Source organism: Variovorax sp. 10N412, from assembly GCF_056394985.1.
Genome location: NZ_JBFTIO010000010.1, coordinates 172,496 through 196,011 on the forward strand (window position 1 = coordinate 172,496; position 23,516 = coordinate 196,011).

21 protein-coding genes and 1 riboswitch are annotated in these 23,516 nt (G+C 68.8%); of the genes, 1 reads left to right on the top strand and 20 read right to left on the bottom strand.

Annotated features, from left to right (window positions below):
• Positions 1-23: 23 nt before the first annotated feature.
• From AC1DJH_RS22525 to AC1DJH_RS22545, 5 genes are all read right to left on the bottom strand, one after another.
• On the bottom strand, positions 24-428 hold the full coding sequence (locus AC1DJH_RS22525; RefSeq protein WP_472114293.1) for a GtrA family protein: 405 nt from the start codon (positions 426-428) through the stop codon (positions 24-26).
• Entirely contained in the window at positions 425-1,411 is a 987-nt protein-coding gene (locus AC1DJH_RS22530) for a glycosyltransferase (RefSeq protein ID WP_478187226.1), read from the bottom strand. The genes AC1DJH_RS22525 and AC1DJH_RS22530 overlap by 4 nt, the downstream gene beginning before the upstream one ends.
• Positions 1,408-3,264, bottom strand: coding sequence for an ArnT family glycosyltransferase (locus AC1DJH_RS22535; RefSeq protein WP_478187227.1), 1,857 nt, complete (start codon positions 3,262-3,264; stop codon positions 1,408-1,410). The genes AC1DJH_RS22530 and AC1DJH_RS22535 overlap by 4 nt, the downstream gene beginning before the upstream one ends.
• Before the next feature lie 63 nt (positions 3,265-3,327).
• Positions 3,328-6,042, bottom strand: a complete 2,715-nt coding sequence (gene metH, locus AC1DJH_RS22540; protein ID WP_478187228.1) for a methionine synthase — start codon at positions 6,040-6,042, stop codon at positions 3,328-3,330.
• Between the two features lie 79 nt (positions 6,043-6,121).
• A riboswitch (S-adenosyl-L-homocysteine riboswitch) is annotated at positions 6,122-6,197 on the bottom strand.
• 170 nt (positions 6,198-6,367) lie between these two features.
• Positions 6,368-6,805, bottom strand: a complete 438-nt coding sequence (locus AC1DJH_RS22545) for a PACE efflux transporter (RefSeq protein ID WP_435441457.1) — start codon at positions 6,803-6,805, stop codon at positions 6,368-6,370.
• A gap of 102 nt (positions 6,806-6,907) precedes the next feature.
• Between AC1DJH_RS22545 and AC1DJH_RS22550 the strand changes: the two genes are divergently transcribed.
• Complete coding sequence (locus AC1DJH_RS22550) at positions 6,908-7,831, top strand: LysR family transcriptional regulator (RefSeq protein ID WP_478187229.1); 924 nt, start codon at positions 6,908-6,910, stop codon at positions 7,829-7,831.
• Positions 7,832-7,843: 12 nt separating this feature from the next.
• On the opposite strand, the gene AC1DJH_RS22555 is transcribed toward AC1DJH_RS22550, so the two are convergent.
• The 15 genes from AC1DJH_RS22555 to AC1DJH_RS22625 all read right to left on the bottom strand — a co-directional run bounded on the left by AC1DJH_RS22555 (position 7,844) and on the right by AC1DJH_RS22625 (position 23,336).
• A complete protein-coding gene (locus AC1DJH_RS22555; RefSeq protein WP_478187230.1) occupies positions 7,844-8,584 on the bottom strand; it encodes an SH3 domain-containing protein in 741 nt (246 codons plus the stop codon).
• A gap of 255 nt (positions 8,585-8,839) precedes the next feature.
• Positions 8,840-9,895 (bottom strand): homocysteine S-methyltransferase family protein, encoded by a 1,056-nt coding sequence (locus AC1DJH_RS22560; RefSeq protein WP_478187231.1) that lies wholly within the window; start codon positions 9,893-9,895, stop codon positions 8,840-8,842.
• Between the two features lie 51 nt (positions 9,896-9,946).
• Complete coding sequence (gene hutG / locus AC1DJH_RS22565; RefSeq protein ID WP_478187232.1) at positions 9,947-10,780, bottom strand: N-formylglutamate deformylase; 834 nt, start codon at positions 10,778-10,780, stop codon at positions 9,947-9,949.
• An 8-nt stretch (positions 10,781-10,788) separates the two neighbouring features.
• A complete protein-coding gene (locus AC1DJH_RS22570) occupies positions 10,789-12,171 on the bottom strand; it encodes a formimidoylglutamate deiminase (RefSeq protein ID WP_478187233.1) in 1,383 nt (460 codons plus the stop codon).
• Positions 12,168-13,394: an imidazolonepropionase gene (gene hutI, locus AC1DJH_RS22575; RefSeq protein WP_478187234.1), complete on the bottom strand. Its 1,227-nt coding sequence runs from the start codon at positions 13,392-13,394 to the stop codon at positions 12,168-12,170. Before hutI ends, AC1DJH_RS22570 begins: the two co-directional genes overlap by 4 nt.
• A 27-nt stretch (positions 13,395-13,421) precedes the next feature.
• Positions 13,422-13,994 carry a HutD/Ves family protein gene (locus tag AC1DJH_RS22580; protein ID WP_472114317.1) on the bottom strand — a complete coding sequence of 191 codons (573 nt, stop codon included), beginning with the start codon at positions 13,992-13,994 and terminating at the stop codon, positions 13,422-13,424.
• A 139-nt stretch (positions 13,995-14,133) separates the two neighbouring features.
• Positions 14,134-14,802 carry an amino acid ABC transporter permease gene (locus tag AC1DJH_RS22585; RefSeq protein WP_435488109.1) on the bottom strand — a complete coding sequence of 223 codons (669 nt, stop codon included), beginning with the start codon at positions 14,800-14,802 and terminating at the stop codon, positions 14,134-14,136.
• Positions 14,803-14,911: 109 nt separating this feature from the next.
• Complete coding sequence (locus AC1DJH_RS22590) at positions 14,912-15,661, bottom strand: transporter substrate-binding domain-containing protein (RefSeq protein ID WP_478187235.1); 750 nt, start codon at positions 15,659-15,661, stop codon at positions 14,912-14,914.
• A 47-nt stretch (positions 15,662-15,708) separates the two neighbouring features.
• Complete coding sequence (locus tag AC1DJH_RS22595; protein WP_478187236.1) at positions 15,709-16,440, bottom strand: IclR family transcriptional regulator; 732 nt, start codon at positions 16,438-16,440, stop codon at positions 15,709-15,711.
• Positions 16,441-16,590: 150 nt separating this feature from the next.
• A complete protein-coding gene (gene hutU, locus AC1DJH_RS22600) occupies positions 16,591-18,318 on the bottom strand; it encodes a urocanate hydratase (RefSeq protein ID WP_478187237.1) in 1,728 nt (575 codons plus the stop codon).
• 28 nt (positions 18,319-18,346) lie between these two features.
• On the bottom strand, positions 18,347-19,915 hold the full coding sequence (hutH, locus tag AC1DJH_RS22605; protein WP_478187238.1) for a histidine ammonia-lyase: 1,569 nt from the start codon (positions 19,913-19,915) through the stop codon (positions 18,347-18,349).
• Positions 19,916-19,975: 60 nt separating this feature from the next.
• The gene (gene hutC / locus AC1DJH_RS22610; RefSeq protein ID WP_435441444.1) at positions 19,976-20,713 is read right to left on the bottom strand and encodes a histidine utilization repressor; all 738 of its coding nucleotides are present in this window, start codon (positions 20,711-20,713) and stop codon (positions 19,976-19,978) included.
• Positions 20,714-20,720: 7 nt separating this feature from the next.
• The gene (locus AC1DJH_RS22615; protein WP_478187239.1) at positions 20,721-21,524 is read right to left on the bottom strand and encodes an ABC transporter ATP-binding protein; all 804 of its coding nucleotides are present in this window, start codon (positions 21,522-21,524) and stop codon (positions 20,721-20,723) included.
• The gene (locus tag AC1DJH_RS22620; RefSeq protein ID WP_472114348.1) at positions 21,509-22,360 is read right to left on the bottom strand and encodes an ABC transporter permease; all 852 of its coding nucleotides are present in this window, start codon (positions 22,358-22,360) and stop codon (positions 21,509-21,511) included. The genes AC1DJH_RS22615 and AC1DJH_RS22620 overlap by 16 nt, the downstream gene beginning before the upstream one ends.
• Positions 22,361-22,364: 4 nt before the next feature.
• Positions 22,365-23,336, bottom strand: a complete 972-nt coding sequence (locus tag AC1DJH_RS22625) for an ABC transporter substrate-binding protein (protein ID WP_435441441.1) — start codon at positions 23,334-23,336, stop codon at positions 22,365-22,367.
• Positions 23,337-23,516: the final 180 nt, after the last annotated feature.

The window sequence follows — 23,516 nt, forward strand, 5'->3', positions numbered from 1 at the left end:
GAAGGCTTTTGCGCCCGGCGGCCTCAGCCGCCGCGGTGCGAGCGAAAGACCAGGTAGCGCGCCGACAGGAAGTTGACGCTCATGCCGGCCAGGCTGCCCACCGCCACGCCGACGGCGGCCGCCCAGCGGCCCTCCACCCAATGGAGCACGAGCACATAGGCGCCGTAGTTCAGCACCGCGCCGGCGGCCATGGTGGACAGGTAGGCCAGGTACTCGCGCCAGACCGATGCGCCGCCCGCCGATGCGCTGGCCGCGAAGGTGTAGCGCCGGTTGAACACCCAGGTGGTGGTGGCCGCCGCAAGGAACGACACCACGCGCGCCCCATACCAGCCCAGCAGCGGCGCCAGCAGGTAGAGCAACACCACGTCGACGACGAAGCCGATCACGCCACCCACGGCGAAGGAGAGGAACTCGCGCCCGATCTTCATCGCGCAGTGCGCGAAGCGCTTTCCCGCACCCCGGGAATCGCCAGGTAGCGCAGCCGCTTGGCCTCCTGGCGCCCGAGCGTCACGGTGTGCATCACGATGCCGCACACGAAGGACAGCATCGCGCCCAGCATCGCACCGGTGGCCAGCACCGCCGTGGGGAGCCGCGGCACCAGGCCGGTGTGCAGGTAGGTCATGAGCAGCGGCACGACCAGCGCAATCGACAGCAGCACCAGCAGCGCCGCGATGATCGAGAAGAACTGCAGCGGCCGCTCGCTCACGAACAGCTTGCAGATGGTCTTGAGGATGCGCCAGCCGTCGCGGTAGGTCGACAGCTTGCTCACCGAGCCTTCGGGGCGCGTGCTGTAGGCCGTGCTTTCCTCGGCGTAGGGCATGCGCAGTTCGAGCGCGTGCACGGTGAGTTCGGTCTCGGTCTCGAAGCCGCGCGACAGCGCCGGGAACGACTTGGCATAGCGCCGCGAGAACACGCGGTAGCCCGAGAGCATGTCGGTGAGTGCACCGCCGAACAGCTGCGCCACCGCGCCGGTGAGCATGCGGTTGCCCAGGCGGTGGCCGGCGCGGTAGGTGTGCGCGTCGTGGCCGTCGTCCACGCGGTTGCCGACCACCATGTCGAGGTTGTCCGCCACCAGGCGCTCGATGAGCCGGCCGGCCGCGCCGGCGTCGTAGGTGGCGTCGCCGTCGACCATCACGTACACGTCGGCCTCGACGTCGGCGAACATGCGCCGCACCACGTTGCCCTTGCCGCGCAAGGCCACGTGCGTGACGACGGCGCCGGCCGCGCGCGCCACGGATGCCGTGTCGTCGCTCGATTTGTTGTCGAAGACGTGGATCTGGGCCCCGGGCAGCGCGGCGCGAAAGCCCGTCACCACCTGGGCGATGGCCAGCGCCTCGTTGTAGCAGGGGATGACCACGGCGATGCGCAGCGCGTTGCTGCGGTGGGAGGCGGAGGCTTCGATGTCGGTCATGGTGCGGCAGGAAGGATACGGTAGACCCGGCTGCCGTCTTGCTCGTACTGCACCGCGAAGTACCTGTCGAAGTCGACGCGCGCGCTGAACACCGGCACCACGGCGTTCGGCAGCACGACCGCGGTAAAGCCCAGGCCGCCGAGCTTGCGTGCCAGGTCACCGCCCGACAGGGCTCCGAAATCGGTGTAGCGCCACGGCCCGAGGGTGTCGCCCCAGATGGGGTTGGGGCCATAGTAGATGGCCTCGTTCAGCGCGATCTGGTAGACCCGGCCGGTGGCGTTGCGGCGCAGGTAGTCCATGACGGCGTAGCCGGGCACGTGCTGGCGCAGCAAGGCCTCGCGCGCCTCGGGCGTGACGGAGATCATCGCGACCTTCACCGCGGTCTGGCGCACCGACACGGCGGCCAGCACGGCCAGCAGCAGCACGGGCACCCAGTCGGCCATGCGGGCGCCGGAACGCGCGGTGTCGCGGCTCATCGCACCTGTGGCCCCCTTCGCCGTTGCGTCGGCGCCGGACTGCTCCCGCGCACCGAACAGGCGCCGCACCCCCCCCGCGGCCCAGCCGAACAGCACCTGCCAGCCGATGGCCGCGATGGCGGCCAGCAGCGGGAACGAGGCCGTCAGGTAGCGCGGGTAGCGCGAGGTCACGACCCACACCACCACCGAGTACAGGCAGAACCAGCCGGCGGCGCGCACCGCGGCCGAGCGCTTCCACCACACGCTGAACGGCGCAAAGAACACCGCCCAGAGCAGCGCGTTGGGCAGCGCCGCGTGATCGCGCACGTCCGCCACCTGCTGCACGTAGTCGGCCGGCGTCCATTCGGTGAAGCCGAACACCCGCGCGCCGATGGGATTGAACGGGTCGCCGGTCATGACGGCATTGCGCGCGTACCAGTACACGCACGGCAGCAGGAAGCATCCGAACACCAGCGCCCAGGCCTTGGGACGGCGCTCGTGGCGAACGACGAACAGCGCCACCAGTGGCAGGAAGATCAGCGCCTGGTACTTCGAGCCGGCGGCCACGCCGAGAAAGAACGCGGCCACGCCGAGCCAGCGCAGGCCGCCGTGGGCCCCGTGCCCGATGCGCGCGGGCAGGCCCGGCTCCGACTCGCGCCACCACCACAGCGCCACGCAGGCCGACAGCACGAACAGCGCCACGCCCATGTCGATCAGCGCGTTGGAATAGTCGCCCAGCCCCAGCCAGATGGCCGCGCCGATGCAGGCCGTGAGCCGGTTGGCATGCAGCATGCCCAGCCGGTAGATCATCGTCACCGACAGCGCACCGGCCAAGGCATTGAGAAAGTGCGGCAGCACGTCGTCGCTCACCTGCAGCGCGGCGGCATAGAGCAGGTTGTAGTTGTACGGGAACCAGGGGTAGCGCAACCAGTCGTGGATGCCCAGCGCCCCCTGCTGCGCCACCTGGCGGGCATAGGGCAGGTGGTACATCAGCTCGTCGAAGGCGATCGGCGGGGCCAGCGGCGCGACCAGCGCGGGCATCGCGACCAGGGCCAGCGCGATCATCGCAATGCGCTCGACGTAGGTCCACGGCGCCGCGGCAGGCTCGCTGGCCCGCAGGGCACGCCGCTGGCGAAGCCAGGGTGGCAACTGGACCGCCGCTGCCACGAAGCCCGCGGCGACCAGGGCCACGGTGGCACCGGTCTTGAAGGCGCCAAAGATGGCCAGCGCCTGGAAGGCGCAGATGAACAGGCCCATGCCCAGCGCCACGGCCATGGCCGCTTCGAGCCCCCGGTCGCGGCGCGGCGGTGGCGCCAGGCGGGCCAGCAGTGCGCGGCCATAACCCCAGCAGCTGAAGACGAAGACCGCCAATGCCGCGTAGTGCGCGGCTGCAAACATCAGCTTCTGAATAACAACTCCCGGTGCCGGGCGGCCACGCCGGCCGGCAGGTTCAAAGGACCTTCAAAGATTGGGCGCCAGCATGCGCTCGAGCTCGGCTTCGCTTTGCTTGCGCCGCGCGGCCTGGTCCTGCAACTGGTCGTGCCCGATCTTGCCGACGTTGAAGTACGTCGCATCGGGGTGACTCAGGTAGAAACCACTCACGCTGGCGGCGGGCATCATAGCGAGGCTTTCCGTCAGGGTCATGCCAATGTCCGCGCAGGCCAGAAGGTCGAACATCGGGCCCTTCACGCTGTGGTCGGGGCAGGCCGGATAGCCCGGCGCGGGGCGGATGCCGCGGTACTTCTCCGCAATCATCTCGTCGTTGCTCAGGCCCTCGTCGGCCGCATAGCCCCACAGGTCGGTGCGCGCGCGGTGGTGCAGCGACTCGGCGAAGGCCTCGGCCAGGCGGTCGGCCAGGGCCTTGAGCATGATGGCCGAGTAGTCGTCCAGGTCGTCGATGAAGTACTTCTCCTTCTTCTCGACGCCCAGGCCAGCGGTGACGGCGAACATGCCCACGTAGTCCTTCAGGCCGCTGGCCTTGGGCGCGACGAAGTCGGCCAGGCAGCGGCTCGGGCGCATCACGCCGTCGATGACCTGCTTCTCGGTCTGCTGGCGCATGCCGTACCAGGTGAGCGCCACCTCGCTGCGCGTCTCGTCCGTGTAGAGCTCGATGTCGTCGTCGTTCACCGTGTTGGCCGGCCAGAAGCCGACGATGCCGGCCGCGCTGAGCCAGCGGCCTTCGATCAGGCGCTTGAGCATGCGCTGGCCGTCGGCATACACGCGCACGGCCTCGGTGCCAACGACTTCGTCCTTCAGGATGGCGGGGAACGGGCCGGCCAGGTCCCAGGTCTGGAAGAACGGGCCCCAGTCGATGTACTTGGCGAGCTCGGTCAGGTCGTAGTTCTTGAACACGCGCCGGCCGATGAACTTGGGCACGGGGGGCGTGTAGTTCGACCAGTCGATGGGCGTCTTGTTGGCGCGCACCTTGGCCAGCGGCCACAGCGGCACCTGCTTCTTGTTGGCGTGCTGGGTGCGCACCTTGTCGTAGTCGGCATTGATCTCGTCGATGTAGGCCGCGGCCTGGTCGGACAGCAGGCTCTGCGCCACGCTCACGCTGCGCGAGGCGTCGGGCACGTAGACCACGGGGCCCTCGTAGTGCGGCGCGATCTTCACGGCCGTATGCACGCGGCTGGTGGTGGCGCCGCCGATCATGAGCGGAATCTTCCTGATGCGGAAATGGTCGTCGCGCTGCATCTCGCCGGCCACGAACTGCATCTCTTCCAGGCTCGGCGTGATCAGGCCCGACAGGCCCACGATGTCGGCGCCCTCGACCTTGGCGCGCGCCAGGATCTCGTGGCACGGGACCATCACGCCCATGTTCACCACTTCGAAGTTGTTGCACTGGAGCACGACGGTGACGATGTTCTTGCCGATGTCGTGCACGTCGCCCTTGACGGTGGCGATGATGATCTTGCCCTTGGTGCGCACGTCGCGGCCAGCCGCTTCGTCACGCAGCTTTTCTTCCTCGATGTAGGGGAGCAGGTGGGCCACGGCCGACTTCATGACGCGCGCCGACTTCACCACCTGCGGCAGGAACATCTTGCCGGCGCCGAACAGGTCGCCCACGATGTTCATGCCGTCCATGAGCGGCCCTTCGATCACGTGCAGCGGACGGCCGCCCTTGGCCAGGATCTGCTGGTAGGCCTCTTCGGTGTCTTCGACGATGAAGTCGGTGATGCCGTGCACCATCGCGTGCGACAGCCGCTGGTTGACGTGCACCGGGTTGTCGGGCGTGCCGCGCCATTCGAGGCGCTTGCTTTCGTCCTTGGCGCCGCTCTTGGCGGTTTCGGCCACTTCGACGAGGCGTTCGCCGGCGTCCGGGCGGCGGTTGAGCACCACGTCTTCCACGCGCTCGCGCAGCGTGGGCTCCAGGTCGTCGTACACGCCCACCATGCCCGCGTTGACGATGCCCATGTCCATGCCCGCCTGGATGGCGTGGTACAAAAACACGGTGTGGATGGCCTCGCGCATCGGGTCGTTGCCGCGAAAGCTGAAGCTCACGTTGCTCACGCCGCCCGACACCTTGGCGCCCGGCAGGTTCTGCTTGATCCAGCGAACCGCGTTGATGAAGTCGACCGCGTAGTTGTCGTGCTCCTCGATGCCGGTGGCAATGGCGAAGATGTTGGGGTCGAAGATGATGTCTTCCGGCGGGAAGCCCACCTCGTCCACCAGGATGCGGTAGGCCCGCTCGCAGATCTCGACCTTGCGCGCGTAGGTGTCGGCCTGGCCCTTCTCGTCGAACGCCATGACCACCGCGGCGGCGCCGTAGCGGCGCACCAGCTTGGCCTCGTGCTTGAACTTGTCGACCCCCTCCTTCATGGAGATGGAGTTGACGATGCCCTTGCCTTGGATGCAGCGCAGGCCGGCCTCGATGACGTCCCACTTCGAGCTGTCGACCATCACCGGCACGCGCGCGATGTCGGGCTCGCTGGCAATCAGGTTCAGAAAGCGGACCATGGCGGCCTTGCTGTCGAGCATGGCCTCGTCCATGTTGATGTCGATCACCTGGGCGCCGTTCTCGACCTGCTGGCGCGCGACGGCCAGGGCCTCTTCGAACTGGCCATTCAGGATCATCCGCGCGAAGGCCTTGGAGCCGGTGACGTTGGTGCGCTCGCCGATGTTGACGAACAGCGTGCCCTCGCCGATGGCGACCGGTTCGAGGCCGGACAGCTTCATGGGCGGGGGCGCCAGGGGCGCGGAATCGGGGGTAGCTGGAGCGGAAATCTGGGACATGGCCTCACCTGCGGAAGAGTCGAACAGGCGAGCGTCGTTGTCGCCCCAAGCCTGACGGCCGGCCTGTGAGGCCCACCGCTGCAACGCTCCTTGGGAAGGGCCGCATTTTAGGGCGATTCGAATGGGGCCGGGGAAAACCCCAGTTCCCGGCTTCGCCTGTGTCCAACTCGATCAACGGCACCGGGCGCCCGCGGCAGAGCGGTGCCTTGGCCATGCGCGCTGCCGGCCGCGACGGCCGATTCCCGATGGCGGCTAAGTAAGCGCAGGCTTACGCCGGTTGTGGCTCGCCCATTGCCGATGCCGGCAGGCCGAACACACGGTCGAAGGCCCAGTTGAAGACGAAGGTGTAGACCAGGAAGAACACCACCAGGCCCAGGTCCATCACCAGCGCCTGCCAGAGCGACACGCCCAGGCCCCAGGCGAACATCGGCACCAGGAAGGCGATCAGCCCGCCCTCGAAGCCGATGGCGTGGGCGATGCGGCGGCGCACGCTGCGCCCGCGCACGGCCTGGCGCGATTCCCAGCGCTCGAACAGCGCATTGAAGACCAGGTTCCAGATCACCGCGATGACCGAGGCGCCCACCGCCAGCATGCCCGAATGACCGAGCCCGGCGTCCGTCATCAAGGCCAGCCCCGCGCTGGCCGCGACGATGGCGATGCCCTCATAAAGGCTGATGTAGACGATGCGACGTTGAATGCCCTGCATGACTTCTTCTCTTGGTTGGTGACTGCGATGACTGGACTTTATGTGTCATTCGCTGATATAAAAAGTTAACTTGTTTCAATTTTATTGATAGGTCGAGCGCCAATGGCTTTCTCCAGCGACAACGTCGAGGTCTTCCTGGCCGTGATCGACCACGGCTCCTTCTCGGCGGCGGCGCGGGCGCTGCGCAAGGTGCCGTCGGCCGTGAGCATGGCCATCGCCAACCTGGAGGCCGAGCTCGACCTGCCGCTGTTCGACCGCAGCGGCCGCGAGCCCCAGCCCACGCCCGCCGCACGCTCCCTGGAGCCCCAGGCGCGGCTGCTGGCCTCCCAATTGCGGCAACTGCAGGTGCAGGCGCTGGCGCTCACGCAGGGGCTGGAAGACCGGCTGACGCTGGCCATCGCGCCCGAGCTGCTGGCCGCCCCCTGGAGCGGCCCGCTGGCCGAACTGGCGCGCGAGCACCCGCTGCTGCAGGTCGAGGTGCTGGCCGCGCCGCAGGCCGATGCGCTGGCGCTGCTGCACAGCGGCCGCGCGCAGCTGGCCCTGGTGTTCGAGCGCCCCAGCCTCGACGGCCGCGAAGGCTTTCAGGAGGTGGGCAGCGACCTGATGGTGGCGGTCATCGCGCCCGACCACCCCGTGCTCGCCACCAACGGCGGCCGGCTGCGCGAGGACCACCTGACGAACACCCGGCAGATCGTCGTGGCCGGGCGCGACCTGACCACCAGCGACCCGCGCTTCGTGTTCGCGCGCCACGTCTGGCGCACCGACAACGCGCTGGCCGCGCTGAGCCTCATTACCGCCGGGCTGGGCTGGGGCTGGCTGCAGCGCAATTTCGCCAAGCCGCACGTGGCGGCCGGCGCGCTGATCGAGATTCCGTTCGAGAACCTCAGCAACGGGCTGGACCTGTGGGTCGACGTGGTCTGGTCGCGAGAGCGGCCGCTCGGGCTGGGCGCGCAGCGCTTCGTGGCGCTGATTGCGCGCAACCGCCGGGCGGCGGGGGAGTGCGGCGTGAAGACCGGCGGGCTCTAGCGCCCGGGTGCGTCACCGGCCGTGGCCGCCGCCATGGCCCCCGCCGTGCCCGCCGCCACCGTGGCCGCCGCCTCCCGGCCCGCCACCGTGTGGGCGCCCACCGCCGCCACCCGGGTGCGGCCTGCCCGGCGGCGGTCCGGGACGAAAGCCCGGCTGCGGCCGGGGCGGCCTGAACCCCGGGTCGGCCGGCGGGCGAAACCCCGGCGCCGGCGGGGGACGAAACCCCGGCGCTGGCGGCGGGCGAAAGCCCGGGCCTGGTGGCCGGAACCCCGGCCCGGGCTGCCACGGATGCGGCTGCCACCCCGGCCTGACCGGCGGCGGTGGACGCCAGCCCGCCACCGGCGGCGGTGGCCGATTTCCCCACCAGCGCCGGTCGCCGTACCAGGGCCGGTCGCGGTAGTAGTTTGCCCAGTAGCTGCCGATCGCGAAGCCGACGATCGGCACCCCGATCACCGCGCCGTAGGTGGCCAGCGGCACGCGTTGGTCCTGGTAGGCGTAGTCGAGGTTGCGCGACCAGACCCAGCCGCGCCCGCCGTCGGGCAGCACCACGTCGCACCAGCCGTAGCCATTGGTGCAGCCGACCACCTCGAGCGGCTGGCCCGGCGCGAGCCGCGCCACCATCGGATAGTCGCCCGACGGGCCGGCGCGCAGGTTGACGGCGCCGCGTGTGAAGGCCTGCTGCGCCTGAGCCGCGAGGGGAAGGACCACGGCCAGCGCGCCGATGCCGATCCAGCGACAGGTGTTCGGGTTCATGAAATGCTCCTTGCGCCCAGCCTAGGCGCACCACGAAAACCCGTCAATCAGCCCAAACTCTTATTCGCGAAACACCGAGGAACCGGCTTCGCCGGGCCTCAGGTGTTGCCCCCGGCAGGGGGAAGGAGAAGCGACACGAAGTGCGCAAAGCCTGGGGGCGAGCCACATGACCGGCTTCGCCGGGCCTCAGGTGTTGCCCCCGGTAGGGGGAGGAGAAGCGACACGAAGTGTGCGAAGCCTGGGGGCGAGCCAAATTCAGGCGGCTTCGCGGTAGAAGCCGGCGCTGTTGCTGCCCAGCGCGCGGCCCGACACCGGCGCCACGGCCTTGCCGATCGCCGCGATGTGGTCCGGCGTGGTGCCGCAGCAGCCGCCCACGATGTTCACCAGCCCCGCGGCCGCGAACTCGTGCAGCAGGCGCGAGGTGACGTCGGGCGTCTCGTCGAAGCCGGTGTCGCTCATGGGGTTGGGCAGGCCCGCGTTCGGATAGCAGCTGATGAAGGTGTCGCCCGCCACGCGCGCCAGCTCCTGGATGTACGGGCGCATCAGCGCGGCCCCCAGCGCACAGTTCAGGCCGATGGCCAGCGGCTGCGAATGGCGCACGCTGTGCCAGAAGGCGGTGACGGTCTGCCCGCTCAGGATGCGGCCCGAGGCGTCGGTCACGGTGCCGCTGATGATCAGCGGCAGGCGCTGCCCGCTGTTGTCGAAATACTCGTCCACCGCGAACAGCGCGGCCTTGGCGTTGAGCGTGTCGAAGATGGTCTCGACCAGGATCACGTCGGCGCCGCCTTCGACCAGCGCTTCGGTCTGCTCGTAGTAGGCCGCGCGCAGCGATTCGAAGTCGACATTGCGCGCGCCGGGATCGTTCACGTCGGGGCTGATGCTCGCCGTCTTGGGCGTGGGGCCGAGGGCGCCGGCCACGAAGCGCGGCTTGTCGGGGGTGCTGAACTTGTCGCAGGCCGCGCGCGCGAGCTTGGCGGACTCGAGGTTCATCTCGCGCGCCAGGTGCGCCATCTTGTAGTCCTCCTGCGCGATGGTGGTCGCGCCGAAGGTGTTGGTCTCGATCAGGTCGGCGCCGGCGGCCAGGTAGGCCTCGTGGATGTCGCGGATCACGTCGGGGCGCGTGAGCGAGAGCAGCTCGTTGTTGCCCTTCACGTCGCGCTCGAAGTCCTTGAAGCGCTCGCCGCGGTACTGCTCCTCGGTGAGCTTGAAGCGCTGGATCATCGTGCCCATGGCGCCGTCGAGGATGGCGATGCGCTTTTCAAGGATGCCGGCAAGTGCCTGGCCGCGGGTGTAGACGATGGGCTTCTTCATACCCCCGATTGTAGAAACCGCAGGCCGTCCCCTATGCCCGTCAGCCCTTTGTCACTTCTTCGGGGGCGCTTCCACGAAGGCCAGCACCGCCTCCAGCATCGCCCGCACATGCGGCTTCACGCCCGCAGCCACCTCCGGCAGGTAGTCGAACGGCAGCGCTTCCTGCATGTAGCTCGACTGGGTCATCTCCAGCTGCACCGCATGAACGTTCTGCGCCGGGTTGCCGTACTGGCGGGTGATGTAGCCGCCGGTGAAGCGGCCGTTGAGCACGCCGGTGTAGCCGGTGGCGCGCTCGGCGATGCCCAGCAGCGTCTGCGCGAGTGCCGGGTCGCAGCTGGTGCCCTTGCCGGTGCCCAGGTTCAGGTCGGGCAGCTTGCCTTCGAAGAAGCGCGGCAGCACCGAGCGGATGGAATGCGCGTCCCACAGCGCGATCGTGCCGTGCGCCGCCTTCAGGCGGTCCAGTTCGGCCTGCAGCTGCCGGTGATAGGGCTGCCAGATGGCGTCGCGGCGCTGGGCGATTTCTTCCTCGCCCGGCACGTCGGCGGCATTCGCATAGACCGGGGTGTCGTCGAAGGTGTCGATCGGGCACAGGCCGGTGACGCTCTGGCCCGGGTACAGGCTGGCGCCGTCGGGCGGACGGTTCAGGTCGACCACGTAGCGCGAGTGCGTGGCCACGAGCACCGAGGCGCCCAGCGCGTCGGCGAAGTCGTAGAGCTGCTCGAGGTGCCAGTCGGTGTCGGGCACGTGGCGCGCCTCGTCGGTGAAGCGCGCGGCGAGCGCGGGCGGCACGTGGGTGCCGACGTGCGGCATCGAGATGAGCAGCGGCCGCGTGCCCTGGCGAAAGCGGAACGGCGGCTCGGTGGTGGAGAAAGGCGTGGTGGCCATGGTGGGGGTCAATCCTTGAGTAGTTGGGTGCGCGCGGCCACGAAGGCGGCCGCGGCCTCGCCGTGCAGCGCATGGCGGCCGGCCGACACGCGCGTGCGGCCCGCCACCCAGACGGTGTCGATGGCCGAGGTGCGGTGGCTCGCGAAGACGTGGGCCGAGAGCATATCGGGCGCGCTCAGGCCTTGCAGCGCAAGGTGCGATGCGTCGAGCACCACGAAGTCGGCCTGCTGGCCCACGGCCAGCCCCGCCACGGTGCGGCCCGACGCCTGCGCGCCGCCCTTCACCGCGTCGAGCGTGAACGCGGTCGCCACATGCGGCTGTGCGGCCGTCGCGCCCACGTTGCGCTGGCGCCTGGCGAGGCGCTGGCTGTACTCGAGCATCAGCAGTTCTTCCGCCGCGTTCACGCTGGCGTGGCTGTCCGAGCCCACCCCCCAGGCGCCGCCGTGGCCGCGCCACTTGGCGAAGTCGAAGATGCCGTCGCCCAGGTTGGCCTCGGTCGTCGGGCACAGGCCCGCGACCGCGCCGCTCTGCGCCGCGTACTCGTACTCGGCGTCGTTCATGTGCGTGGCATGCACCAGGCACCAGCGCGCATCGACGCTCGCGTGGTCGAGCAGCCACTCGACCGGGCGCAGGCCGCTCCAGGCCACGCAGTCGTCCACTTCCTTGGTCTGCTCGGCGATGTGGATGTGGATGGGCGCGGTGCGGTCGATGGCCTCCAGCCCTGCGACGGCGTCGCGCAGCCCTTCGGGCGGCACGGCGCGCAGCGAGTGCGGCGCCAGGCCCAGGCGGGCGCCCTGCGCGTCGCACGCGGGCTTGAGCGCTTCGAGCAGGCGCAGCATCGAGTCGGTCGAGCGGATGAAGCGGCGCTGCCCGTCGCTGGGCGGCATGTCGCCGAAACCGCCGGTCTGGTAGAGCACCGGCAGCAGCGTGAAGCCGATGCCGGCCTTGCGCGCAGCGCGCAGCAAGGCGAGGCTCAGCGTCGCGTCGTCGGCATACGGGATGCCGTCCACGTCGTGGTGCACGTACTGGAACTCGCACACGCTGGTGTAGCCCGCCTCGAGCATCTCGGCGTAGAGCCAGGTGGCGATGGCCTCCATGTGCTGCGGGCCGAGGCGCGCGGCAAAGCGGTACATCAGCGTGCGCCAGCTCCAGAAGCTGTCGTGCTCCCCGGCGCGGTGCTCGGTGAGGCCGGCGAAGGCGCGCTGGAAAGCATGCGAATGCAGGTTGGGCATGCCGGGGATCAGCGGCCCCCTGGCGGTGTGGGTGTCGATGGGGCGATGTGCGCCGGCCTGCACCTGGGTGAGCTGGCCGGCATCGTTCCACGCCAGCAAGACGTTCTTCCCCCAGCCCTCGGGCAGCAGCGCATCGGCGGCGAAAAGCGTGTGCGTCATGCCTGCGCTCCGATCGCGAGGCGGCCCTGGCGCACCACGGTGCGCACGGGTTGCTGGCCGAACCAGTAGGCGAGCTCGGCCGCTTCGCGCACGTTCCACAGCACGAAGTTGGCCGGCATGCCCGCCGCGATGGCGCCATGCGTGTCCTGCAGGCCCAGCGCGCGCGCGGCATGCACGGTGACGCCAGCCAGTGCCTCGGGCACGGTGAGGCGAAAGAGTGTGCAGGCCATGTTCACCATCAGCAGAAGACTCAGTGCCGGCGAGGTGCCGGGGTTGTGGTCGGTGGACACCGCCATCGGCACGCCCGCGGCGCGCAGCGCGGCGATGGGCGGCAGGTGCGTGTCGCGCAGCGTGTAGTACGCGCCGGGCAGCAGCACGGCCACGGTGCCCGAGCGGCGCATCGCCTCGATGCCGTCGGCCGACAGGTGCTCGATGTGGTCGCACGACAGCGCGCCGTAGCGCGCGGCCAGCGCGGCGCCGCCCATGTCCGACAGCTGCTCCGCATGCAGCTTCACCGGCAGGCCCAGCGCCTGCGCGGCCTGGAAGACCTGCTCGGTTTCTTCGAGCGAGAAGGCGATGCGTTCGCAGAACACATCGACCGCGTCGACCAGGCCTTCGGCGGCGAGCGCGGGCAGCATCTCGCGGCACACGAGGTCGATGTAGTCGTGGCTTCGGTCGGCGTATTCCGGCGGCAACGCATGCGCGCCGAGGAAGGTGGTGCGCACCGTCACGCCGTAGGCCTCGCCCAGGCGCCGCGCCACGCGCAGCTGCTTGCGTTCGTGTTCGAGCGAAAGCCCGTAGCCCGACTTGATCTCGATGGCGCACACGCCGCCGGCCAGCAGCTGTTCGAGCCGCGCCGCGGCCTGCGCGAACAGCATGTCCTCGTCGGCCTCGCGCGTGGCGCGCACCGACGACACGATGCCGCCGCCGGCCTGTGCCACTTCCTCGTAGGTCGCGCCTGCGAGCCGCATCGCGAATTCGTTGGCGCGCTGGCCGCCGTAGACGAGGTGCGTGTGGCAGTCGACCAGGCCCGGCGTGGCGAGCGCGCCGCCGCCGTCGTGCGGCGCGAGGCCCGCGAACTCGGCGGGCAGCGCGCCGCGCGCGCCGACCCAGCGGATCGCGCCCTGCACCACCGCGATGGCGGCGTCTTCGTTCGGTTCGGACGCGAGCCGCAGGCCGGTCCAGAGGCCGTCGGCCGAGGGGAAGTTGTGGGCGGGGTTCATCGTCTCTTGGGTCGTCGTTGTCCGGGGTCAGGCCGGGAGGATGCGCACGGCCATCAATCGCGCGTCGGGGCCGTCCGGCAGCGCCTGCCGTGCCTGTGCGGCATCGGCCCAGCGCAGGCCCTCGCCTTCAGGGCATTGCGCGTCATCGAGGCGCCATGCGCCGCGCAGCGCCAGCAGCACGCCATGCGGCGCAGCCTCGATGGCCGAGGCGCTGTGAAGCACTTGCACGTCGGCACGCCACTGTCCGCGCCGCGTCATCACGTTGAAATCGTTCGACGCACCGCCGAGCAGCGTGCAGTCGATGGCCTCGTCGCCGCTGAAGGCGAAGGGTTGGTGCGGCACGTCGAGCCGGTGGTCGATGCGCGCGTCGTGCGTGAAGAGGCGCACGCCGTCGCCTTCGAGCAGCGTGATGACGCGGTCGATGCCCGCGAACACGGAGAACGGCCCGGCGGCTGCGATGGTGGCGATGCTCACCCGCCAGCCGAAGCTGTCGAGCGGCGCGCCCTGCGGCCAGCTGGCGATTTCCTGCGTGGTGCCGCCGCCGTTTTTCCAGGGCGTGACAGGCAGGGTCGCGCGTGAGAAGCGCTGCACGCCGTTCATTGCGTCTCCTCTTGCCCCTTGCCCTTCCGGGGGAAGGCTGGGATGGGGGCAGCGCCCAACGAGCGTCGTGATCGGGTCGAGGCCGTCCCCCAGCCCTCCCCCGGGAGGGGAGGGAGCAATGCAAATGCAGTCGCACCGCTCATCGCATCAACCCGCCCTGGCGCAGCTTCTGCTCGAAGTGCCGCAGCACCAGCGTCATGGTTCCCGTGAGCACGAAGTACACGACGGCGATCGCCAGGTACACCTCCAGCGACCGGTACGACACGCTGATGATCTTCTGCCCCTCGTGCATCACGTCATGGATGGTCAAGAGCGACACCAGCGCCGAATTCTTGATGAGCGCGATGAACTCGTTGCCCAGCGGCGGAATCATGCGCACCACCGCCTGCGGCAGCACGATCTGGCGCATGGCCGTGCCGGGCGTCATGCCCAGCGATTGCGCGGCCATGGTCTGGCCCTTGTCGATCGACTGGATCGCGCCGCGCACGATCTCCGACACGTACGCGCCGGAGTACACGCCGAGCCCCAGCACGCCGCACAGGAAGGCCGGCAGCAGGATGCCGAAGTGCGGCAAGCCGAAGAACAGGATGAACAGCTGCACCAGCAGCGGTGTGCCGCGAATGGCCGCCACGTAGGCGGTGCACACGCCGTAGATCCAGCGCCGCTTCGGGTTCAGCCGGCCGATGCCGACCACCAGGCCCAGCAGGCAGCCGAGCGCCAGCGCGCACGCGGTGATTTCCACCGTGACCAGCGCGCCGCGCAGCAGGTCGGGCCAGCCTTGCCAGACGGGCGAAAAGTCGAGATCCATGGTCAACCCTTCCGGCGGCCGAGCGCCGGGCCGCCCCAAGCCGGCCGCGCCACCCCCTCGGGGGGTGGAGTTACACGCGCGCAGCGCGTGAAAAGGCGGGGGGCCAACATTACTTGAACCACTTCTTCACGATCTGGTCGTACGTGCCGTCGGCCTTCAGCTTCTCGATGGCGCCGTTCACGGCCTTGGTCAGCTCGGGCGTGTCCTTGCGGATGGCCATGCCGTATTCCTCGGTGGTGATCTGCTCGGGCAGCACCTTCAGGCCGCCGCGCGTGCGCACGTACTGGTAGGCGGCAGGCTTGCCGGTGACGGCCGCGTCGGCACGGCCGATGTCCACCAGGTTGAACATCTCCTGGTTCTTCTCGACTTCCAGCAGTTGCACCTGCGGGAATTTCTCCTTCGTGTACGACACCGACTTGGTGCCCACCTGCACGCTGACCTTCTTGCCGCTGATGTCGGCCGGCGTCTTGATGGCGGTGTTGCCGTCCTTCACCATCACGACCAGGCCGCCCGCGTAGTAGGGCACGGTGAAGTCGACGACCTTCTTGCGCTCGTCGGTGATGTAGATGCCCGACACGGCCATGTCGAAGCGCTTGGAGATCAGCCCCGGCACCAGGCCCTTGAAGTCGATGTCGATCCACTCGACCTTGCGGCCCAGCGTCTTGCCGATGGCTTCCACCAGTTCCACGTCGAAGCCGGTGCGCTTGCCGTTCTCCACGAACTCCATGGGCGGGAAGGTGGCGTCGGTGGCCACGCGCAGCGGCTCGCCCTGCGCGTGGGCGCCGGCGGCAAGGCCGAATAGGCCGGCGAAGGCAAGACTGGACAGGGCGGCGGCGACGAGGGTGCGGCGGGTGTTCATGGTGGGAAGGCTTCCGTGGGAATGAGAAAGAAAAAAGCAGCGCGCAACTACTGCAGGGCGCGGGAAATGCGGGCCGCCGTGACGACGGTCATGTGGAGCAATGCAGCTTCCATGCCCTCGACGCGCGTGAGCGGCGCCATGAGCGTGATCGCGCCGCGCAGGCGGCGCCCGGTGGCGAGCACCGGAGCGCTCGCGCCCCACACGCCGGCGTCGACCTCGCCGTGGGTCACGGCATGGCCGGCTTCGCGGATGGCGTCGAGTTCGGCGGCGCGCGCGGCGCGGCGTTCGGGCGCCTCATTCAGGCCTTCGAGCAGCGCATCGCGCTGGTCGAGCGGCAGGTGCGCCAGCAGGCACTTGGCACTGGCGCCGTCGCGCGCCGGCACGCTGCGGCCGCGGTCGAAGGAGCAGCGCAGCGACTGCTCGCTGTCGATCATCTCCAGGCACACGACGCGGTCGTTCACCACCGTGACCAGTGCCACGCTCTCGTGCGTCTGCTGGGCCAGCACGCGCATGTCGGCGCGCGCGGCCAGCACGAGGTCGGAGTTGCCGTCGAAGCCGCTGGCCAGCTGCACGCTCACCGGGCCCGGCGAGTAGCGCCCGTCGGACTCCATCACGAAGCCCCAGCGCCGCAGCGTGGCAACCTGCCGGTACAGCGTGCTCTGCGACAGGCCGGTGGCCTGAACCAGCTCGGCCGCCGTCATCGCCGACTTGCTCTGCGCCAGCACCGACAGCACGAAGAGCGCGCGGTCGTTGGCGGGAGTGTCGCTGGTGAGGGTCATGGCGGGCGGTCGCGAACGAAAGTGAAACCGGCTTGCAGTATCTTGCTCGCCGTTCTCACTTCCAAGCCCCCATTCCCAGCGAGTGGGAATGGCCGCGATTTTTCTTTCTACCTTCGTCTTAACGACGCTGCGCCTTGTGGGTCCGTTCGCTCACTTGACCATCGGCAGCTTCAGCCCCTTCGCCTTGGCCGTGGCCACCGCGATGTCGTAGCCCGCGTCGGCGTGGCGCATCACGCCCGTGGCCGGGTCGTTCCACAGCACGCGCTCGATGCGCTTGGCGGCCGCGTCGGTGCCGTCGCACACGATCACCACGCCCGAATGCTGCGAGTAGCCCATGCCCACGCCGCCGCCGTGGTGCAGGCTGACCCAGGTGGCGCCGCCCGCGGTGTTGAGCAGCGCGTTGAGCAGCGGCCAGTCGCTCACCGCATCGGTGCCGTCCTTCATGGCTTCGGTCTCGCGGTTGGGGCTTGCGACCGAGCCGGTGTCCAGGTGGTCGCGGCCGATGACGATGGGCGCCTTCAGCTCGCCGTTCTTCACCATCTCGTTGAAGGCCAGTCCGGCGATGTGGCGCTCGCCCAGGCCCAGCCAGCAGATGCGCGCCGGCAGCCCCTGGAAGGCGATGCGCTCGCGCGCCATGTCGAGCCAGCGGTGGGTGTGCGTGTTCTCGGGGAACAGCTCCTTGATCTTGGCGTCGGTCTTGTAGATGTCTTCCGGGTCGCCCGAGAGCGCCACCCAGCGGAACGGGCCCTTGCCCTCGCAGAACAGCGGTCGGATGTAGGCGGGCACGAAACCGGGAAAGTCGAAGGCGTTCTTCACGCCCTCGTCGAACGCGACCTGGCGGATGTTGTTGCCGTAGTCGACAGTGGGGATGCCCATGGCCTGGAAGTCGAGCATGGCCTGCACGTGCACGGCGCACGAGCTGGCGGCCGCCTTCGTGAGCGCTTCGTGCTGCGCCGGGTCTTTCATCGCGGCCTGCCATTGCGCAACGCTCCAGCCCGAAGGCAGGTAGCCGTTGATCAGGTCGTGCGCGGAGGTCTGGTCGGTGACCAGGTCGGGCTTGATGCCGCCGGCCTTCGCGCGCTTCACGAGTTCCGGAAGGATGTCCGCCGCATTGCCCAGCAGCGCGATCGACACCGCTTCCTTCGCGTCGGTGTGCTGCTTGATGAGCTCGAACGCATGGTCGATGTCGCGCGCCTGCTTGTCGACGTAGCGGGTGCGCAGGCGGAAGTCGATACTCGACTGCTGGCACTCGATGTTCAGCGACACCGCGCCCGCCAGCGTGGCGGCCAGCGGCTGCGCGCCGCCCATGCCGCCCAGGCCGGCGGTAAGGATCCACTTGCCCGCCCAGCTGTTGCCGTAGTGCTGGCGGCCGGCTTCGACGAAGGTCTCGAAGGTGCCCTGCACGATGCCCTGGCTGCCGATGTAGATCCAGCTGCCCGCCGTCATCTGGCCGTACATGAAGAGGCCCAGGCGGTCGAGCTCGTTGAAGTGCTCCCAGTTGGCCCACTTGGGCACGAGGTTCGAATTGGCCAGCAGCACGCGCGGCGCGTTCTCGTGCGTCCTGAACACACCCACCGGCTTGCCCGACTGGATGAGCAGGGTCTCGTCGTCGTTCAACTCCTTCAGCGACGCGAGGATCTGGTCGTAGCAGGCCCAGTCGCGCGCGGCACGGCCGATGCCGCCGTACACCACCAGGTCCTGCGGCCGCTCGGCCACCTCGGCGTCGAGGTTGTTCTGCAGCATGCGGAACGGGGCTTCGGTGAGCCAGCTCTTGCAGTTCAGTTCGCTGCCGCGCGGGGCGCGGATCACGCGCGTCGGGTCGTGGCGCGGGTCGGTGGCAACAGGGTTGTTCAGGGCGAATTTCTCGGGAGCGTTCATGGCGTGGTTCTCCTAATCGGGTGGTGTTTTACGAGTGACTGGGCAGGATGTCGAGGAGTGCGGCGGGCAGGTCGGCCTTCAGCGCCCACTGGCGCATGGCTTCGATGTCCGGGGCGAGGTAGCGGTCGCGCTCGAGGAAGGCAACCTTCTGGCGGATGCTGGCGAATTCGGCCTCGACCAGCGGCGAGCTCCTGAGGCCGCGTTTCAGCTCGATGCCTTGCGCGGCGGCCATCGCTTCGATGCCCACCACCACGGCCGTGTTGTTCACCATGTCGCCCAGGCGCCTCGCCGCGAAAGTGGCCATCGACACATGGTCTTCCTGGTTGGCCGAAGTGGGCAGGCTGTCGACGCTGGCGGGGTGGGCGAGCGACTTGTTCTCCGACGCCAGTGCGGCCGCCGTGACCTGCGCGATCATGAAACCCGAGTTCAGGCCGCCGTCGCGCACCAGGAACGGCGGCAGGCCCGACAGGCCGGTGTCCAGCAGCAACGCGATGCGGCGCTCGGCGATGGCGCCGACCTCGCTGATGGCCAGCGCGATGATGTCGGCCGCGAAGGCGACGGGCTCGGCGTGGAAGTTGCCGCCGGAGATGACCTCGCCCGTGTCGACGAACACCAGCGGGTTGTCCGAAGCGGCGTTGGCCTCGATGACCAGCACGCGCGCGGCATGCGCGAGGTTGTCGAGGCAGGCGCCCATCACCTGCGGGATGCAGCGCACCGAGTACGGGTCTTGCACGCGGCCGCAGTCGGCGTGCGAAGGCACGATCTCGCTGCCCTCGAGCAATGTGCGCACCGCACCCGCCACGGCCATCTGGCCCAGCTGGCCGCGCGCCGCGTGGATGCGCGCGTCGAAGGGCTTGATGGAGCCCTGAATGGCTTCGAGCGACAGCGCCCCCGACATCAGCGACGACGCGAACACGTCTTCGGCGCCGAACAGGCCGTGCAGCGCGAGCGCGGTCGACACCTGCGTGCCGTTGAGCAGCGCCAGGCCTTCCTTGGGGCCGAGCACGAAGGGCGCGAGGCCGATGCTGCGCATGGCTTCGGCGCCGCCGACCACCTTGCCGTCGGCCAGCGTCGCCTGGCCTTCGCCGATCAGCACGCAGGCCATGTGCGCGAGCGGCGCGAGGTCGCCCGAGGCACCCACCGAGCCCTTGCAGGGAATGCTCGGCGTGACGCCGGCGTTGAACAGCGCCAGCAGCGCATCGACCAGCGCGGGCCGCACGCCCGAATGGCCGCGCGCCAGGCTCACGGCCTTGGTCGCGAGGATCATGCGCACCACCGGCGCGGCGAGCGGCTCGCCCGTGCCCACGCTGTGCGACAGCACCAGGTTGCGCTGCAGCTCGGCCAGGTGGTCGTTGCCGATGCGCGTGCTCGCCAGCTTGCCGAAGCCGGTGTTGATGCCGTAGACGACCTGGTCGTTCTCCACGATGTGGCGCACGGCCGCTTCGGCTTTCCTCATGCCGTCGAGCACCGACGCGTCGAGCGAAAGCTGCACGCCACCGGCCTGGATGCGTCGCAGCATCGCCAGGTCGACCCGGCCGGGCTTCAGCGTGAGGGAGATCAGGGAGGCTTCGGAGGAGGTGGTGGGTGTGCTTGGCATGTGAACCTGTCTATACAAGTAGGGGCGAGAGAAAAGCGAAGGTCTTCGTGGACAAAAAAATCAGCCGAAGGTGGCGTTGCCGTCGGCCTTGAAGCGGCTGCCCAGGCTGTAGCGCGAGGCGGGATGCAGGCAGCGCACCCAGGTGACGGGCGTGTTGCGGCTCCAGGTGCGGCGCGTGAGCAGCAGGCAGGGGGCGGTGGGTTCCATGGCGAGCCGCTCGGCCTGTTCGGCGGTGGGCAGCACGGCATCGACCACGTGTTCGATCTGGTCGAACGGCACGTTGCGCACCAGGTACTCGCTGGGCGGCATGGCGGCGAAGTCCTGCTCGAGGTAGTCGGGCACGACCTGCGGATTGACGTAGCGTTCCTCGAGCTGCACCGGGGTGCCGTTCTCCAGGTGCAGGCACACGCTGTGGAACACCGAGGCACCCGCGCGCAGGTCGAGCCAGGCGGCGACGTCGGGCGAGGCGGCGAGGCGTTCGACCTCGATCATGTCGCAGCGGTAGTCGTGCCCGCGCTGGCGGATTTCGCTGGCGATGTTGGCGATCTGCAGCAGCGTGGACTGCGGCTTGTTCTCGGCCACGAAACTGCCGACACCGGCCACGCGCGTGATGCGGCCTTGTTCCACCAGCTCGCGCAGCGCGCGGTTCACCGTCATGCGCGCCATGCCGAACTGGGCGACCAGTTCGTGCTCGGACGGCAGGCGATGGCCAGGGGGCCAGGTGCCGTCCTGGATCTTGCGGGAGATGTGGTCCTTGACTTGCGCGTAGAGCGCCAGGGTCGGCAGGTCGCGTTTCATCGTGCTTTCAGTGCTCCGCCGCGGCCATCGACTCGGCGCGGATCTCTTCCGTGAGGCGCGCCTTGATGTCCATGAACTCCGGCGAGGTCTTGATGGTGTAGCTGCGCGGATGCGGAAAGTCGACCGCGATCTCGGTCTTGATGCGCCCTGGCCGCGCGCTGAACACCGCCACGCGGTTGGCCATGAAGATCGCCTCGTCGATGTCGTGCGTGACGAACAGCACCGTCTTCTGTGCCGACTCCCAGATGCCCAGCAGCAGCTCCTGCATCAGCACGCGCGTCTGGTTGTCCAGCGCGCCGAAGGGCTCGTCGAGCAGCAGCATCTTGGGGTCGTTGGCGAGCGCGCGCGCAATGGCCGTGCGCTGCTGCATGCCGCCCGAGAGCTGCTTGGGAAAGTGATGCTCGAAGCCGCGCAGGCCCACCTTGGCGATGAAGAACTCGCTGCGTTCCTTCTGGTCGGCCTCGCTCATGCCGCGCTCGCGCAGGCCGAAGCGGATGTTCTGTGCCACGGTGAGCCAGGGGAACAGGGTGTAGCTCTGGAACACCACGCCGCGGTCGGCGCCCGGGCCGTCGATGCGCTGGCCGTCGAGCAGCACCTGGCCGGTGGTCGGAAAGTCGAGCCCCGCCACGATGCGCAGCAACGTCGACTTGCCGCAGCCCGAGGGGCCGAGGATGGTGACGAAGTCGTTCTCGCGCACCTCGAAGTCGATGGGCTGCAGCGCCTGCGTGCGCTGGCCCTTGGTGCCGGTGAAGACGCGCGACACGCCCTGGATGGAGAGTTGGTTCTTTGTCGTCATCACAGTGCGGCCCATGCGAACAGACGGCGGTTGAGCGCCTTGAAAGCGAAGTCGGACAGCAGGCCGATGACGCCGATCACGATGATCCCGAAGATGATCTGCCCCGTGTTCAGCAGCGCCTGGCTGTCGGTGATCATGTGACCGATGCCCGAGGACGAGCCGATCAGCTCCGCCACGATCACGTAGGTCCAGGCCCAGCCCAGCACCAGTCGCAGCGTTTCGGCGATGCCCGGCGCCGCGCCCGGAATGAGCACGCGCGCCACGATGCCGCGGCTGTTGGCGCCCAGCGTGTAGGCGGCCTCGACCAGGTCGCGCCGCGCACCGCCCACGGTGACGGCCACCATCAGCACGATCTGGAAGAAGGAGCCGATGAAGATCACCAGCAGCTTCTGCATCTCGCCCAGGCCCGCCCACAGAATGAGCAGCGGAATGAAGGCCGAGGCCGGCAGGTAGCGGCAGAACGAGACGAAGGGCTCGAAGAAAGCCTCCACCGTTTTCCACGTGCCCATGGCAATGCCCAGCGGCACCGCGAACACGGCCGCCATCAGGAAGCCGCCGAACACGCGCCACACGGTCATGCCGATGTCGCCCAGAAAGCCGTACTCGGTGAAGAGCAGCCAGCCTTCCTTGACCATCGTCGGCGGGCTCGCGAGAAAGGTCGGCGGCACGAAGCCGCCGAGCGTGGCAAGAGCCCACACCAGCACGAAGAAAACGAAGAACGCGAGCCCCAGCAGCACGCGCGCACGCGTGCCGATGGGCTCCAGCGGCGCCAGGCCGCGCCTGCGCGCGGGCTTGAAGGAAACGGCCTGCGCAGGCACCGCCGCCGAAACGGCGGCAGGCACCTGCTGCATCGCCTTACTTGACGAAGCTTGCATCGAAGGTCGCGGCCAGGTCTTCGGGCGCCTTGCGGATCACGCCGGCTTCCAGGAGGATGGGGGTGGCTTCCTTCATGAAGCTGGTGAGCTCGCCGGCAAAGAACTTCTGGTTGGCCGCCTTGTCCTGCCAGCGCAGGAAGGCGGACGACTTGGCGAACTGCTCGCCGCTTTGCTTCACGGCGGAGCCCATGAGCTCGTTCGACTTCTCGGGCTCGGCCTTGATCATGTCGAGCGCCTCGAAGTACGACTTGGTGAGCGCGGCGGCGGCCTTGGCGTTGGCCTTGAGCCAGGTGGGCGCGCAGCCCACGGTGTCCATCACCATCGGGTAGTCGAGCGTGGTGGCCAGGATCTTGCCGGCGGCGGGGTTGGCGCGCACGGTCGACAGGTAGGGCTCGTAGGTCATGGCGGCGTCGTTCTGGCCCGCCACGAAGGCCTGGGCCGAGGCCTGCGGCGACAGCGTGGTGGTCTTCACGTCCTTCAGCGTCATGCCGTTCTTGTTGAGCATCCAGGCCAGGCCGAAGTACGGCGCGGTGCCGGGCGCGTCCACGCCGATGGTCTTGCCCTTGAGGTCGGAGAATTTGGCAATGTCGCCGCGCACCGCGAGGCCGTCGGCGCCGTAGGACTTGTCCATCTGGAAGATCTGGACGATGGGCACGCCGTTGGCGTTCCAGGCCACGTGCGTCTCCACCGTGGTGGCCGCGCACTGGATGGCGCCGGAGGCCAGCGCCAGGTGGCGGTCCTTCTGCGGAATCATCTTCAGGTCGACGTCGAGCCCGTTCTTCTTGAAGATGCCGGCCTTGTCGGCCAGCGAGAGCGGCGCGAAGCCGGTCCAGCCGGACATGCCGAGCGCAATCTTCGTTTCCTGAGCGGCGGCCGTCTGGGCCATGCCCGCTGCACATGCAGCTGCTGCCAGCAGCGAAGCGAATTTCACAACTACCGTCGTCTTGACCATGGGTACTCCTGGTTCTGTTCTTTGGAAAGGCTCGGCGGTGCATCCCGGTGACGGGGTTGCACGCGCCTCGCATTGTTGCCAAGCGCCCCAACTTGTATATACAGGATAACCCGAAAGGTCTTTTTTGGTGCACTTCGCAGGGAAATGCACCGGTTTGCTGTCTAGACAAGAGAGGCTGCG